13 protein-coding genes are annotated in these 13,721 nt (G+C 55.9%); 5 read left to right on the forward strand and 8 right to left on the reverse strand.

The genetic code is table 11. The features are described from left to right. Positions 1-5 precede the first annotated feature (5 nt). The 3 genes from pxpA to pxpB are packed head-to-tail and all read right to left on the reverse strand — an operon-like array spanning position 6 to position 2,321. Positions 6-743 carry a 5-oxoprolinase subunit PxpA gene (gene pxpA, locus ACJY2G_RS12970; RefSeq protein WP_430318965.1) on the reverse strand — a complete coding sequence of 246 codons (738 nt, stop codon included), beginning with the start codon at positions 741-743 and terminating at the stop codon, positions 6-8. Then, positions 733-1,662 (reverse strand): 5-oxoprolinase subunit PxpC, encoded by a 930-nt coding sequence (gene pxpC, locus ACJY2G_RS12975; protein WP_430318964.1) that lies wholly within the window; start codon positions 1,660-1,662, stop codon positions 733-735. The genes pxpA and pxpC overlap by 11 nt, the downstream gene beginning before the upstream one ends. After that, positions 1,656-2,321 (reverse strand): 5-oxoprolinase subunit PxpB, encoded by a 666-nt coding sequence (gene pxpB, locus ACJY2G_RS12980; protein ID WP_430318963.1) that lies wholly within the window; start codon positions 2,319-2,321, stop codon positions 1,656-1,658. The genes pxpC and pxpB overlap by 7 nt, the downstream gene beginning before the upstream one ends. A 276-nt stretch (positions 2,322-2,597) precedes the next feature. On the opposite strand from pxpB, the gene ACJY2G_RS12985 reads away from it, so the two are divergent. Continuing rightward, positions 2,598-3,995, forward strand: a complete 1,398-nt coding sequence (locus ACJY2G_RS12985) for an MFS transporter (protein ID WP_430319112.1) — start codon at positions 2,598-2,600, stop codon at positions 3,993-3,995. Between the two features lie 116 nt (positions 3,996-4,111). Here ACJY2G_RS12985 and ACJY2G_RS12990 read toward each other — a convergent pair whose 3' ends face one another. The 5 genes from ACJY2G_RS12990 to ACJY2G_RS13010 form a co-directional block, all read right to left on the reverse strand. Further along, positions 4,112-4,855 (reverse strand): type 2 GTP cyclohydrolase I, encoded by a 744-nt coding sequence (locus ACJY2G_RS12990; protein ID WP_112289171.1) that lies wholly within the window; start codon positions 4,853-4,855, stop codon positions 4,112-4,114. Positions 4,856-4,882: 27 nt separating this feature from the next. After that, positions 4,883-5,866 (reverse strand): MBL fold metallo-hydrolase, encoded by a 984-nt coding sequence (locus ACJY2G_RS12995; RefSeq protein WP_430318962.1) that lies wholly within the window; start codon positions 5,864-5,866, stop codon positions 4,883-4,885. Between the two features lie 31 nt (positions 5,867-5,897). Continuing rightward, a complete protein-coding gene (gene phrB / locus ACJY2G_RS13000; protein WP_430318961.1) occupies positions 5,898-7,328 on the reverse strand; it encodes a deoxyribodipyrimidine photo-lyase in 1,431 nt (476 codons plus the stop codon). A gap of 10 nt (positions 7,329-7,338) precedes the next feature. Then, entirely contained in the window at positions 7,339-8,292 is a 954-nt protein-coding gene (locus ACJY2G_RS13005) for a YbgA family protein (RefSeq protein ID WP_439291802.1), read from the reverse strand. A 279-nt stretch (positions 8,293-8,571) separates the two neighbouring features. After that, entirely contained in the window at positions 8,572-8,778 is a 207-nt protein-coding gene (locus ACJY2G_RS13010; protein WP_013576456.1) for a YbfA family protein, read from the reverse strand. Between the two features lie 303 nt (positions 8,779-9,081). Here ACJY2G_RS13010 and ACJY2G_RS13015 point away from each other — a divergent pair, with 303 nt between their 5' ends. The 4 genes from ACJY2G_RS13015 to kdpC are packed head-to-tail and all read left to right on the forward strand — an operon-like array spanning position 9,082 to position 13,582. Beyond that, positions 9,082-9,171, forward strand: a complete 90-nt coding sequence (locus ACJY2G_RS13015; protein ID WP_071823630.1) for a K(+)-transporting ATPase subunit F — start codon at positions 9,082-9,084, stop codon at positions 9,169-9,171. Further along, a complete protein-coding gene (gene kdpA, locus ACJY2G_RS13020; RefSeq protein WP_279919760.1) occupies positions 9,172-10,860 on the forward strand; it encodes a potassium-transporting ATPase subunit KdpA in 1,689 nt (562 codons plus the stop codon). A gap of 43 nt (positions 10,861-10,903) precedes the next feature. Beyond that, the gene (gene kdpB / locus ACJY2G_RS13025; RefSeq protein ID WP_430318960.1) at positions 10,904-12,970 is read left to right on the forward strand and encodes a potassium-transporting ATPase subunit KdpB; all 2,067 of its coding nucleotides are present in this window, start codon (positions 10,904-10,906) and stop codon (positions 12,968-12,970) included. Between the two features lie 33 nt (positions 12,971-13,003). Then, positions 13,004-13,582: a potassium-transporting ATPase subunit KdpC gene (gene kdpC, locus ACJY2G_RS13030; RefSeq protein ID WP_430319111.1), complete on the forward strand. Its 579-nt coding sequence runs from the start codon at positions 13,004-13,006 to the stop codon at positions 13,580-13,582. The last annotated feature ends 139 nt before the right edge of the window (positions 13,583-13,721 follow it).

Below are 13,721 nucleotides of genomic sequence, written 5' to 3' on the forward strand. Positions count from 1 at the left end.
TAAGATCAGCCCGCGCTGATCTGAATGTTTTGCTCACCAAACGCTTCCCGCAACCGGCGGGCGAAAGTCAGTGCGTGCTCACCGTCGCCGTGAAGGCAGACAGTATCGGCGCTGACCGGCACCCAGAGGCCTTCGCGGCTGAGAACTTTGCCTTGTTGCACCATCGCCAGCGTCTGGACCAGCGCCAGTTCGTCGCTTTCAATCATGGCATCCGGCTGACTGCGCGGCACCAGCGTGCCGTCACTTTGATACCGGCGGTCAGCAAATACTTCCTGACGCGTTTGCAGCCCGAGCCGCTCACCCGCGCGGATCAATTCACTGCCCGCCAGTCCGACCAGACGCAGCCCCGGGTTGATGGTATGCACCGCACGGGCAATCGCATCAGCCAGAATAGCGTCGGTCGCAGCCTGATTGTAAAGCATGCCGTGCGGCTTCACGTGAACCATTTCCCCGCCTTCCGCACGGGTGATGGCGGCCAGTGCGCCGAGCTGATACACCACCTGTGCGTACACCGTTTCAGGAGGCAACCGCATCGCAGTACGGCCAAAGTTTTCCCGGTCGGGAAACGAGGGATGTGCGCCAATCGCCACGCCGTATTTCAGCGCCCAGCGTACAGACTGACGCATGGTCTGCGCGTCACCGGCATGGAATCCGCAGGCAATATTGGCGGAGCTGACCAGTTGCAACAGTGCCTCATCGTTGGCACAGCCTTCGCCTAAATCCGCGTTGAGATCAACGACCATGCAGCCCCCGTTTTACCTGCTCAATAAACAGCGATTGCTCACGCAGCGCTTTCTGCGCCTCTTCTGGCGTACATTTCACAAAGTGAACGGGTTCGCCAAGGCGGATTTGCGCCAGATTGTATAAATCGGCTTCGATGACACAGGCGATACGCGGATAACCGCCGGTAGTCTGGGCATCGGCCATCAGCACAATCGGTTGTCCGCCGTGCGGCACCTGTACCACGCCCGGTAACAAGCCGTGCGACAACATTTCGCGGTCAGTTTCGCGCTTCAGGACATGCCCGTGCAGACGATAGCCCATACGGTTACTTTGCGGACTAAGCTGCCAGGAAGCTCGCCAGAATTCTTCACGCGACTGCGCGCTGAATTCCTGATATTCCGGTCCCGGCAAGGCACGGATGCGGTTGCCGAAGAGCAACTGTTTAATGCCGCCGGAATGCTTCGGCTGCTGGTATGAGTCGCCGGTGGGAAGCTGATCGCCATCCTGCAACTGACGCCCCTGAAAACCGCCAAACCTGGCTTTCAGATCCGTACTGCGCGACCCCATGACTTGCGGCACATCAATCCCGCCGGAAATTGCCAGATAACTGCGCATACCGCGCGTCGGCATTTTCATCGTCAGAATCTGTCCCGGCTTCACCGGATAATTCCAGCCGGTCCAGAGATCTTTGCCATCGAGTTGCGCGTGACAGCCCGCGCCGGTCAGCGCAATCCATCCTTCACGGTGAAACTCTGCGCTGAACTGACCGAGCGTGATTTCCAGACCGGCAGCATTCTCTTCATTGCCGACCAGCAGATTAGCAATCCGCAACGCCGGTGCATCCAGCGCACCGGACTGGCTGACGCCCTGCTGGCGATAACCGTTACGGCCTAAATCCTGCACGGTGGTCAACATCCCTGCGCGTAAAACCTTCAGCATACGCCCTCCTTTTGTGGCACGAAGCGCACGCTGTCACCCGGCAGGAGTAATGTCGGAATTTCGCGCAGCGGATCAAACATTGCCAGCGACGTTTGCCCGATCAACTGCCAGCCGCCCGGCGTGGCCAGCGGATAAATACCCGTCTGGCTGCCGCCGATACCGACCGAACCTGCGGGTACAGAAAGACGCGGTTCACCATGACGCGGTGTGCTCAGTTTCTCCGGCATGCCGCCCAGATAAGGGAAGCCGGGCTGGAAACCGAGGAAGAAGACGGTGTAATCAATGCCACTGTGGCATTCGACCACCTGACGCGGCGTCATACCGGTATGCTGCGCCACATGCTCTAAATCCGGGCCCTGCGTGCCGCCGTAAATCACCGGAATTTCAATCAGCCGTGATGCCGGCTCAATCGCTTCACTCTCTTCCCACCAGGTTTGCAGGCGTTCAATCGCATCCAGCGCCGAACTTTGCGCGTCGGTGAGTAACACCGTCAGATTATTCATACCGGGTATGACTTCGCGGACACCGGGATAGGTCGCCCGATCCTGTAAACGCTGAGCCAGTCCCCAGATACGCTGCTGGCTCGCCAGCGAAACCGGAGGTTCCAGTTCCAGCACTACCGCGCGTTCACCCAGCAGGTAACATCGTGCTCGTTGCACTCAGGCACTCCTCAAAGAAAGGTTGTGGATCATCAGGTTATTTACTAAATCAATAGTGTGTGATTTGTTATCAGTTATGCGTGAAATCGAGTGGTGATGTCAACTCATCTGCCCTTTTGCACGGGACACTGAGGTTTCGCCCGCCGTCCGCAACTGGTACTCTCATAAAAGTTGCTGTTTTTTTAGCGTTTGGATAACGCCTTCGTTACACAATAGGGATGGCCTGTGAGAAAACCGTTAGCACTCTTCTTTCCGCTGTACACCACGACATTACTGATGCTGCTGGGCTCCGGCCTGCTGACTACCTACATTTCCCTGCGTTTGTCCGCTGTCCACGTCAGCGGCGCGATGATCGGGGCAATCATTGCGGCCAACTACATCGGGCTGGTGATCGGCGGTAAAGTCGGCCACATTCTGATTGCCCGCGTCGGGCACATTCGCGCATACGTTTCCTGTTCCGGCATCATTACCGCCGCCGTGCTAGGTCATGGCCTGACCGATATTATCCCGATCTGGGTGGTGCTGCGCCTGATCATCGGCTTGTGCATGATGGTGCAATATATGGTGCTGGAAAGCTGGCTTAACGACCAGGCCGAATCCAGTCAGCGCGGCGTGGTATTCGGCTTTTATATGGTGGCATCTTATCTCGGGATGGCACTTGGTCAGGTGGTGCTGATGCTCAACAGCGATTTAGGCGTCAGTACGCTCATCGTTATCGCGCTGTGTTTCGCCCTGTGTCTGGTGCCGATTGCCCTGACGACGCGCACCAACGTCGGACATATGTCTCCGGCGCCGATGGAGCTGAAATTCTTTATCGGCGCGATCCCAAAAGTGCTGGCTATCACGTTGCTGATTGGTATGGTCGTCGGGTCGTTCTACGGGCTGGCGCCGATTTACACCAGCCAGCAATCGCTGAGCACACAACAAACCGGTCTGTTTATGGCGCTGGCGATTTTCGCCGGATTACTGGCGCAGTTCCCGCTGAGCTGGCTGTCGGATCGGTATAACCGCAACATGCTGATGCGCATTAACGCGATTCTGCTGGCCGTGGCGGCATTGCCGCTGGCGCTGCTCACGCATATCTCCTTCCCGCTGCTGCTTGGCATCGGTTTTATCGTCAGCCTGATGCAGTTCACGTTGTACCCGCTGGTCGTCGCGCTGGCCAATGACATGATCGAGCCGGAACGCCGTGTTTCGCTGTCCGCCTGTCTGCTGATGGCGTTCGGCGTCGGTGCCTGTATCGGTCCGCTGGCGGTCGGCGCGCTGATCGAGCCACTGGGTGGCAATATTTTGTACGCATTTTTTGCGATTTGCGGCGGCGGCATTGTGGCGCTGAGCCGGACATCGAAAAAAGAAGAAGAGACGCAGATGGCGGTCGATGCACCGGTTCCGCACATCGCCATGCCGGACAGCCTGAGCAGTTCCCCGCTTTCTCCTGCACTGAATCCGGCCTTTGATGAGCAGATGATTCAGGACACCATGCCCGCGCCGGAAAATGTGGTTGAACCGCTGGTTGAGGAAAGCGAAGCCGCAGAGCAAGAAGAGGAAGAAGAGGAAAGTAAGTATCCACCGCAGGGCGCAGACCCCGAAGTGGATACCGGATTACAGCGGGCGTTTACCCTGCTGGAAGACAGCGTTCCTGAAGAGACAACTGATAAAACGATACATAAGTAAGGGGCGTAATCGTTGCAGGCAGTTTGGATTCGGCCAGCGCGCAGGGACAGGAGCGTACAATGAGTACGTGACTGTCACGAGCACTGCCCGGATTCAGAATGGCAAATAAGATAGCCCTAGGCAGGGTTATCAATGTCGATAAACATGACGTCCAGCCCATGTTCCGCTGCCAGCCATTCGCCCAGCGCCTTCACGCCATAACGTTCTGTGGCGTGATGGCCGGCGGCGTAGAAATGCAGCCCCATTTCGCGGGCAATATGTATCGTCTGTTCGGACACTTCGCCGCTGATAAAGGCATCGACGCCATATTCCGCCGCTTTCTGAATGTAGCCCTGACCGCCACCGGAACACCACGCCACACGGCGGATTTCAGCCGGTGCATTCTGTGAACTGTGAAGGACGTTGCGATCCAGCGTCACTTCGATGCGCTGTCGAAACTCTTCACCGGTCAGCGGTTTTTCCAGCTCGCCCCACGGCAACAACACGGCAATTTCGCCCTGCACGTTAATTCCGAACAGCTTTGCCAGTTGCGCGTTATTGCCCAGTTCAGGATGGCCGTCAAGCGGCAGATGATAGGCGTACATGTTGGTGTCAGTCGCCAGCAACGTCTTGAGACGGTTGCGTTTCATGCCACGAATTTCAGCCGGTTCGTCTTTCCAGAAGTAACCGTGATGCACCAGCACCGCATCGGCTTCCACCGCAATCGCGGCATCCAGCAAATCTTGCGACGCCGTCACACCGGTCACCACGCGTTGTACTTCGCGACGGCCTTCAACCTGTAATCCGTTCGGCGCGTAATCTTTGTAGTTGCTGATGTCCAGTTTCTGATTAATCAGGCGTTCAAGCTGGAGATTATTCATGGCGTTTCTCGTTATTAAATGAATGGTCTATTTGACCTCTAATTTATCACCCTGCGCCATTCTGACAAACTTCACGCCAAATTTATTGCCTTTCTCCAGCTGTGCCATGATCTCTTTTTCAGGATCCGCACCCGCTTTCAGGCCCGGTTTGACGTGGCTGATGATCACCGTCAGATCTTTCAGCGAACCCTCGCCCCCAGCGTATTGCTGCAAAATCCCCAGTTCTTTGAGCAACCAGTCCGGTGTCAGGTGCCCGAACAGTTTGCTGTCAGGCACACCATCAGGATAAGAGGTCTCGATGATGATGCCTTTCAGCCGTTTGGCTTTCACCTCATCACCCAGCACGCGCCAGACGGTATCCAGGTTCTTCGATTTTTCGACTTCATCCGGGCCGGTATCGCCGAAGAAGGCAAACGACTCTTTATTGCGGCTCACCAGAATCATGCTCGATGGTGTGCCGCCATGGCTGAGCGGATAAATATTGCCATCCAGTCCGGTCAGCCCGAGAGAAAAACGTTGCGCCGGACGCTGCTGATTCAGGCGATAAGTGCCGATGCGCAAACCGCTGCCGGAGTCGGTGAAGTTAGGCCAGACGCGGCCATTGAAATAATGCTGGCGCAGCGTACCGATGGTATCCGCCGTGCCGTAAATCGGTTTTTTGCTGTCTTCCGGGGAGCTGATAATCAACCCCGCAAGATGGTCGAGATGACCGTGACTAATAAAGTATCCGCCAATCAGATTGCGGAAAACCGCGCCCTGCGGGGTCAGCGGCGCGGCATTTTCAGCGGTCACCTGCGGAAAACTGCCCTTATCCAGCGCCTTGCGGATGCCCGGCAAAACAGAACCGGCATCCAGCCCGAGATAGAGTTTTTGATCATCACTTCTGATCAGGTACGAGGTGAGATTGCCTTCTTCGACGCCGCCGTTCACGCCCAGCGCCACCACATCAAATCCTGCGGTGGCCTGTCCCGCCCAGCATGCCAGCATCAGCGCCAGCAGGTACTTTTTCATCACATCGCTCCTTGTCGTGGTGAGAGTAAGGTCAGTCAGACCGGTTTTTTGCCGCCTCAAATGCCGCGAGCGTATCTTTTCTCGCCCGCGCATGATCAATAACCGGCAGCGGGTAGTCTAGCACGCGATGTTGTTTTTCCGCCCAGCGATGGGGTTGATGAATGTCTCTTTCTGGTACATCCGCCAGTTCAGGCACCCAGGCTTTGATAAAGCGTCCTGCTTTGTCAAAACGTTCACCCTGCGTGGTCGGGTTGAAAATACGGAAATACGGTGCAGCGTCGGTGCCCGTAGAAGCGCCCCACTGCCAGCCGCCATTGTTGGCGGCCAGATCGCCGTCGAGCAGTTGCGACATGAAATAACGCTCGCCTTCGCGCCAGTTGATCAGCAAATCTTTCACCAGAAAACTGGCGACAATCATACGCAGGCGGTTGTGCATCCAGCCTGTTGAATTCAGCTGACGCATTGCCGCATCCACAATCGGATAACCGGTTTTACCGTCTTTCCACGCCTGTAACTCTTCCGGTGCATGACGCCAGCGTACATTGTCGGTCCATTCCACGAATGGCTGATGCTTACAAAGCTTAGGCCAGGCAACAATCAGATGACGGTAAAACTCACGCCACACCAGTTCATTCAGCCAGCCGAACGCGCCGCCGTCAGTTTTCTCCAGTACATCCGGGCATTCGGTGCGCAGACGGTTAAGACACTGACGCGGCGAAAGCACGCCGATAGCCAGATAAGGCGACAGCGAACTGGTGCCATCGACCGCCGGTAGATCGCGTTGTTCGAGATAATCCTGTACCTGTTCCCGGCAGAAACTGCGCAGCTGATGACGCGCAGCTTCTTCGCCAATCGCAAAGTCGTCACCAATATCGGCCAGCGGATAATCGAAGGGCATCAGCCGGTGCATCACCACTTTTCCGGCATTTTCCCGGACTTGTGGCGCAGGCAGGGAACGGCTGTCGGACTCGGTCAGGCGGGATAAAAACGCGCGGCGAAAAGGCGTATACACCTTGTACATTTCATTATTGCCGGTCGTGACCGAACCCGGCGGCAGCAGCAAGCTGTCGTCAAACGCGTGGCAGATGACCGATTCACTGACCGCTTTTTCAACTGCCGCATCCCGCTGACGTTCATTGAATTCATACTGTTTATTGTAAAACAGTGCATCCACTTTTTCGGATTTACAGAAATCCTTCAGCCAGTCCACGCTGTCAGCAAAATCATCACACTGATGGTAATGCAGTCCGATACCGCGCTCTGCCAGTGAATGTTGCAGTGCCTGAAGATGCTGATAAATAAACATCGCCTGCCGTGGTGCCATCTCATGCTGTTTCCACTGTTCCGGCGTGGCGATAAAAAGGGCAATCACTCGCGCCTGCGGGTCTTCACAGGCAGCATGCAACGCGCGGTTATCGGTTATCCGCAGATCATTACGGAACCAGACTAAATGCGTGGTCATAACACTCCTTTTAATGTCCGTATCGAAGTTTTAGTGCTTCCGGGTAAGGCTCGAAATAACGCTGGTCAGCCAGATAAGCGTCCGGATATTCCGACATGTAATGCTTGAGCAACGTGATTGGCGCCAGCAGCGGCTGCATGCCCTGACGGTAACGGTCGATCAGTCCGGCCAGTTCCTGACGTTGTGGCGAACTCAGCTGTTTACGGAAATATCCCTGCACGTGCATCAGCACGTTGGTGTGATTGCGGCGCGTGGCCTTATGACTCAGCAGATTCATCAGCCGCAGGCGATATTCTTTAAAGTATTCTTCAAGGGAATCCCATTCGGCCATCGCGGCAACAAAGCGCCCCAGCTCGCGGTATTCCGGCTGCGAATGGGCCAGCAAAATGAGTTTATAACGGCTATGGAAAGCCATCAGTTTGCCGCGCGTCAGGCCGCTTTCCCGCAGCTGATTGAGTTCAAACAGCGTAAAAATGCGCTCGACAAAATTCTCACGTAACACCGGATCATTGAGACGCCCGTCCTCTTCTACCGGCAGCCAGGGATGCTGCTTCATCAGCTCGGGGGTATAAATCCCGACGCCGGATTTTTTGGCGTCTTTACCGTTGGCGCTGTAAACGCGCACCCGCTCCATTCCGCAGCTGGGAGATTTTGCACAAACGATATAGCCACAAAGGTGATCGAGCGGTGCAACGCGTTTTTCCGCGTAGGCCTGCATCTTCTCAGTGATATCGGTCGTTTCATCGTTACTGAAACGCATGATCACGCCGTCGTCGTGTTTAATCAGACGCAGCGCCGCGCGGGGTGCGGGTAAGCCGATGGCCATTTCCGGACAGATCGACTCAAAGCGCACATAAGGTGATAACTGCTCGACGGCAAACGCCAGGCGTTTATGACCGCCATCAAAACGCACGTTGTCGCCCAACAGACATGCACTGATGCCAACTGGAATTGTTTTCGCCATGGTCAGCTCCCGGTATTAAGAAAAAAGAGGGGTGCCTTAACTTCATCACCTGCATGTATAACCTTAGCACAAGTTATACATAAAAATAATGTTGTACAGGTTTATCGACCAGCAATAAAAAACCCCGCGGGGAAACGGGGTTTTTGGCTCCTCCCCCTGCGAAGGGGGAGGATGGGAGGGGGTTTAGCAGACCGAATAACGGTTTACGCAGACTTCAAATCGGGTGTTTGAACTTAATACCCCACCCCAACCCTCCCCTTCGCAGGGGAGGGAGCTAAATTAATAAAAATCCTGGGTCGCCATCTCAGCATGACTCAGCCACACCGGCTTATCGCTGGTTTTCATCCAGACGCGGTGTAAATAGCTGTAAAAACGAGCGCGGTCAGCGCGGAACAGCATGACGGGCAGAGCCAGCACACCGGCTGCGATAACAAAAGCGCGGCGGGCCAGTATGCGGGTCATTGTATATGGCGTGTAATCATTCATCGCGTTGCTCCTGTGAAATGTGGAAAGTTTTCGGAAACTGTAAGTTGCGAAAAATATACTGCAATTGATGAAATTTTACTACTCATCTGACCACTTAAAAGTGTAAATATTCGCCAATTTTGCCCTGACACTGTAATTGGGTTACAGAATGGTTAAATAAATACGCAATTAAAGTTTCTTTATGGTTTCATTTTTGCGAATTTTTATACTTTTTTTACACTGCGGTTATGTTTCTTTTCAGGATCTTTTCCCGCCTTTCCTTATTCTCGCCACAACATAAAAACACACCTGTGGAGGTGGATTGTGAGTGTTGGCGTAATCTGCGGCGCATTACTGGTTCTTCTGCTGCTCGGCTATCTGGTTTATGCCCTGCTGAATGCGGAGGATTTTTAAATGGCCGCAACCGGATTCTTACTGATTGCCAGTTTTATGCTGGTGCTTTTGCTGCTGGCAAAACCACTGGGTAATTTTATTGCTCAACTGATCGAAGGACAGCCCGGCGCATTTATTCAGCGCATTGAAAACGGTGTTTTACGCACGTCTGGCAGCAGCCATGCTGAAATGAACTGGTGGCAGTACGCGCTGGCGATCATGGTATTCAACATTCTGGGCATTATTGTGCTGACGGCGATGCTGATGGCACAAGGCGCGTTGCCGATGAATCCGCAGCACTTTGGCGGACTGTCATGGGATCTGGCCTTTAACACCGCGGTAAGTTTCGTCACCAACACTAACTGGCAGGCTTACAGCGGCGAAAGTACGCTGAGCTATCTCAGTCAGATGGTCGGACTGACCGTGCAAAACTTCCTTTCTGCTGCCACCGGTGTCGCCGTAGCGTTCGCTCTGATCCGCGCTTTTGCGCGTCCTTCAGCGCAGACCATCGGTAACGCCTGGACTGATTTATGGCGCATCACGCTGTATCTGCTTCTGCCGGTGTCCTTCCTGCTGGCGCTGTTTTTCGTCAGTCAGGGTGTACTGCAAAACTTCGAAGCGTATCAGCACATCACCACGCTGGAAGGCCTGCAACAAACGTTGCCGATGGGGCCGGTGGCTTCTCAGGAAGCGATCAAAATGCTCGGCACCAACGGCGGTGGCTTCTTTGGCGCTAACTCCGCGCATCCGTTTGAGAACCCGACGGCGCTGACCAACATGGTGCAGATGCTGGCAATTTTCATTATCCCTTGTGCGCTGTGCTTCGCGTTTGGCCGGGTGGTCGGCGACAACCGTCAGGGACACGCGCTGGTCTGGGCGATGTCGGTGATTTTTGTCGTCTCGGTGGTAGTGGTGATGTACGCCGAACTCAAAGGTAACCCGCACTTCACGATGCTCGGTGCGGACAGCAACTTCAATATGGAAGGTAAGGAAAGCCGCTTCGGCATTCTGGCTTCCAGCCTGTATGCGGTGGTCACCACGGCGGCATCGTGCGGTGCGGTCAACGCCATGCACGATTCCTTCACCGCGCTCGGCGGCATGGTACCGATGTGGCTTATGCAGATCGGTGAAGTGGTGTTCGGCGGCGTGGGTTCCGGCCTGTACGGCATGCTGTTGTTCGTGCTGCTGACGGTGTTTATCGCCGGGCTGATGATCGGCCGCACACCGGAATATCTCGGTAAGAAAATCGACGTTTACGACATGAAGATGACCGCACTGGCGATCCTGGTTACACCGACGCTGGTGCTGCTCGGCACCGCGCTGGCACTGGTCACCGACGCAGGTCGCGCGGGGATTTTAAACCCCGGCGCACACGGTTTCAGTGAAGTGCTGTACGCGGTGTCCTCCGCCGCTAACAACAACGGCAGCGCGTTTGCCGGACTGAGTGTTAACACACCGTTCTACAACCTGTTGCTGGCAGCGTGCATGTTCTTTGGCCGCTTCGGGGTGATCATTCCGGTGCTGGCGATTGCCGGTTCACTGGTGGCGAAAAAGCGCCAGCAGGCAGGCAACGGCACCCTGCCGACGTCCGGCCCGCTGTTTATCGGCCTGCTGGTCGGCACCGTGTTGTTAGTCGGCGCGCTGACCTTTATTCCGGCACTGGCGCTGGGACCGGTCGCGGAACATTTGCAGGTCTGGTCAGCACAGTAATGCTGCGTAACTCGTTGAACTGATGAATATAGAGACTAAAAAGATGAGTCGTAAACAACGTGCGTTATTTGAACCCCGCCTGATCCGCACTGCCCTGCTGGATTCGGTGAAAAAGCTGGATCCCCGCGTTCAGTGGCGCAATCCGGTGATGTTCGTGGTGTATCTGGGCAGCATCCTGACCACCCTTATCTGGCTGGCGATCTTGCTGCACCGTACCGACGGCAGCGCGGCTTTTACCGGCAGCGTGTCGCTGTGGCTGTGGTTCACCGTGCTGTTTGCCAACTTCGCCGAAGCGCTGGCGGAAGGCCGCAGCAAGGCGCAGGCGCAGAGCCTGAAAGGCGTGCAGAAAACCAGCTGGGCGAAAAAAATCTACGAACCGTGCCCTGAATCGCCGGTGATCAAAGTCGCCGCCGATACGCTGCGCAAAGGCGATTACGTGCTGATCGAAGCAGGCGATACCGTGCCGTGCGACGGCGAAGTGCTGACCGGCGGTGCATCTGTGGATGAAAGCGCGATTACCGGTGAGTCCGCGCCGGTGATCCGCGAATCCGGCGGTGATTTCTCCTCGGTTACCGGCGGGACGCGCGTGTTGTCCGACTGGCTGGTTGTGGAGTGTTCGGCCAACCCCGGCGATACCTTCCTCGACCGCATGATTGCGATGGTCGAAGGCGCGAAACGCCGCAAGACCCCAAACGAAGTGGCGCTGACCATTTTGCTGGTGGCGCTGACGCTGGTGTTCGTGCTGGCAACGGCGACGCTGTATCCGTTCTCACTGTTCAGCGTGGGCGCAAGTCACGCCGGCATTCCGGTGACTGTCACCGTGCTGGTTGCGCTGCTGGTGTGTCTGATCCCGACCACCATCGGCGGCTTATTGTCGGCTATCGGCGTGGCGGGGATGAGCCGTATGCTGGAAGCCAACGTCATTGCCACCAGCGGTCGTGCGGTAGAAGCCGCCGGTGACGTGGATGTATTGCTGCTGGATAAAACCGGCACCATCACGCTCGGTAACCGTCAGGCTTCGCAGTTCCTGCCCGCCCCTCAGGTGACGGAACAGGAACTGGCTGATGCCGCGCAGTTATCGTCTCTGGCGGATGAAACACCGGAAGGCCGCAGTATCGTGGTACTGGCGAAGCAGCGCTTTAATCTGCGCGAACGCGATATTCATTCACTGAATGCGACCTTCGTGCCCTTCTCCGCGCAAACCCGCATGAGCGGCGTTAACGTCGGTGAGCGCAGCATCCGTAAAGGTGCGGTGGATGCGATCCGTCGTCATGTGGAATCCAACGGCGGCACCTTCCCGAAAGCCGTTGATGAGCTGGTGGAAAACGTAGCGCGCAAAGGCGGCACGCCGCTGGTAGTGGCGGAAGGCGCGAAAGTATTGGGCGTGGTCGAACTGAAAGATATCGTCAAAGGCGGCATTAAGGAACGTTTCGCCGAACTGCGCAAAATGGGCATCAAAACGGTGATGATCACCGGGGATAACCGTCTGACCGCCGCTGCGATTGCCGCCGAAGCAGGTGTGGATGATTTTCTGGCGGAAGCCACGCCGGAAGCCAAACTGGCGTTGATCCGTCAGTATCAGTCAGAAGGCCGTTTAGTGGCGATGACCGGCGACGGTACCAACGACGCCCCGGCTCTGGCGCAGGCAGATGTCGCGGTGGCGATGAACTCCGGTACGCAGGCGGCGAAAGAAGCGGGGAACATGGTCGATCTCGATTCCAACCCGACCAAGCTGATTGAAGTAGTGCATATCGGTAAACAGATGCTGATGACGCGCGGCTCACTGACCACCTTCAGTATCGCCAACGATGTGGCGAAGTATTTCGCCATTATCCCGGCGGCATTCGCGGCGACCTATCCGCAGCTGAATGCGCTGAACGTCATGCACCTGACGTCGCCGTCGTCGGCCATCATGTCGGCGGTTATTTTCAACGCCCTGGTGATTGTGTTTCTGATCCCGCTGGCGCTGAAAGGCGTGAGCTATAAAGCCATGAGTGCCGCCGCCCTGCTGCGCCGTAACCTGTGGATTTATGGCGTCGGCGGACTGCTGGTGCCATTTGCGGGTATCAAACTGATTGACGTGATCCTGACCGTTTTACATCTGAGCTGATTTTTGAGGAAGACCATTATGTCCGTTAAAAGAATGTCCTATGTCCGCCCGGCTCTGGTGATGACGGTTCTGCTGACGCTGGCGACCGGCGTGGTGTATCCGCTGCTGACCACCGGCGTCTCAGAACTGGTGTTCCGTACTCAGGCCATGGGTTCGCTGGTTAAAGACAGCGGGAATAAAGTGATTGGCTCAGAACTGATCGGGCAGAATTTTACCCGTAATGATTATTTCTGGGGACGTCCTTCTGTCACCTCAGACTCGCCATATAACCCGATGCCGTCCGCTGGCAGCAATCTGGCGGCCAGTAATCCGGCGCTGGATCAGGCGGTGAAAGACCGTGTGGCTGCGCTGCGCAAGGCCAACCCGCAAAGTCCGGCGGCGGTGCCGGTGGATCTGGTCACCGCCAGTGGCAGTGGTTTAGACCCGCAGATTTCGGTCGCCGCCGCCCAATGGCAGGCACCGCGCATTGCTGCCGCGCGTGGTCTGCCACTGGCGCAAGTGAATAAATTGATTGATGATAATACATCATCGCCGCTGATTGGTTTCCTCGGCCCCGACGTGGTTAACGTGCTCGGCCTGAATCAGGCGCTGGATGAACTGAAAACCAATTAACCAATTAACCAATTAACCAATTAACCAATTAACCAACCAAAATAATTCGGGTTGCAGGAAGGCGACAAGTGAAGGAGTCCCGATGAGCTTACATAAGTAAGTGATTCGGGTGACTGAGTGAAGCCAACGCACCTGCAGC

It is taken from the genome of Rahnella sp. ATs2, assembly GCF_051851855.1.
Classification (GTDB): Bacteria; Pseudomonadota; Gammaproteobacteria; order Enterobacterales; family Enterobacteriaceae; genus Rahnella; species Rahnella variigena.

What these genes read in the sequence shown, in the direction of transcription:
- pxpA (WP_430318965.1), bottom strand. Translation starts at nt 743, where the DNA reads ATGGTCGTTGATCTCAACGCGGATTTAGGCGAAGGCTGTGCCAACGAT.
- pxpC (WP_430318964.1), bottom strand. Translation starts at nt 1,662, where the DNA reads ATGCTGAAGGTTTTACGCGCAGGGATGTTGACCACCGTGCAGGATTTA.
- ACJY2G_RS12985 (WP_430319112.1), top strand. Translation starts at nt 2,598, where the DNA reads ATGCTGCTGGGCTCCGGCCTGCTGACTACCTACATTTCCCTGCGTTTG.
- ACJY2G_RS12990 (WP_112289171.1), bottom strand. Translation starts at nt 4,855, where the DNA reads ATGAATAATCTCCAGCTTGAACGCCTGATTAATCAGAAACTGGACATC.
- ACJY2G_RS12995 (WP_430318962.1), bottom strand. Translation starts at nt 5,866, where the DNA reads ATGAAAAAGTACCTGCTGGCGCTGATGCTGGCATGCTGGGCGGGACAG.
- phrB (WP_430318961.1), bottom strand. Translation starts at nt 7,328, where the DNA reads ATGACCACGCATTTAGTCTGGTTCCGTAATGATCTGCGGATAACCGAT.
- ACJY2G_RS13005 (WP_439291802.1), bottom strand. Translation starts at nt 8,292, where the DNA reads ATGGCGAAAACAATTCCAGTTGGCATCAGTGCATGTCTGTTGGGCGAC.
- ACJY2G_RS13010 (WP_013576456.1), bottom strand. Translation starts at nt 8,778, where the DNA reads ATGAATGATTACACGCCATATACAATGACCCGCATACTGGCCCGCCGC.
- kdpA (WP_279919760.1), top strand. Translation starts at nt 9,172, where the DNA reads ATGGCCGCAACCGGATTCTTACTGATTGCCAGTTTTATGCTGGTGCTT.
- kdpB (WP_430318960.1), top strand. Translation starts at nt 10,904, where the DNA reads ATGAGTCGTAAACAACGTGCGTTATTTGAACCCCGCCTGATCCGCACT.
- kdpC (WP_430319111.1), top strand. Translation starts at nt 13,004, where the DNA reads ATGTCCTATGTCCGCCCGGCTCTGGTGATGACGGTTCTGCTGACGCTG.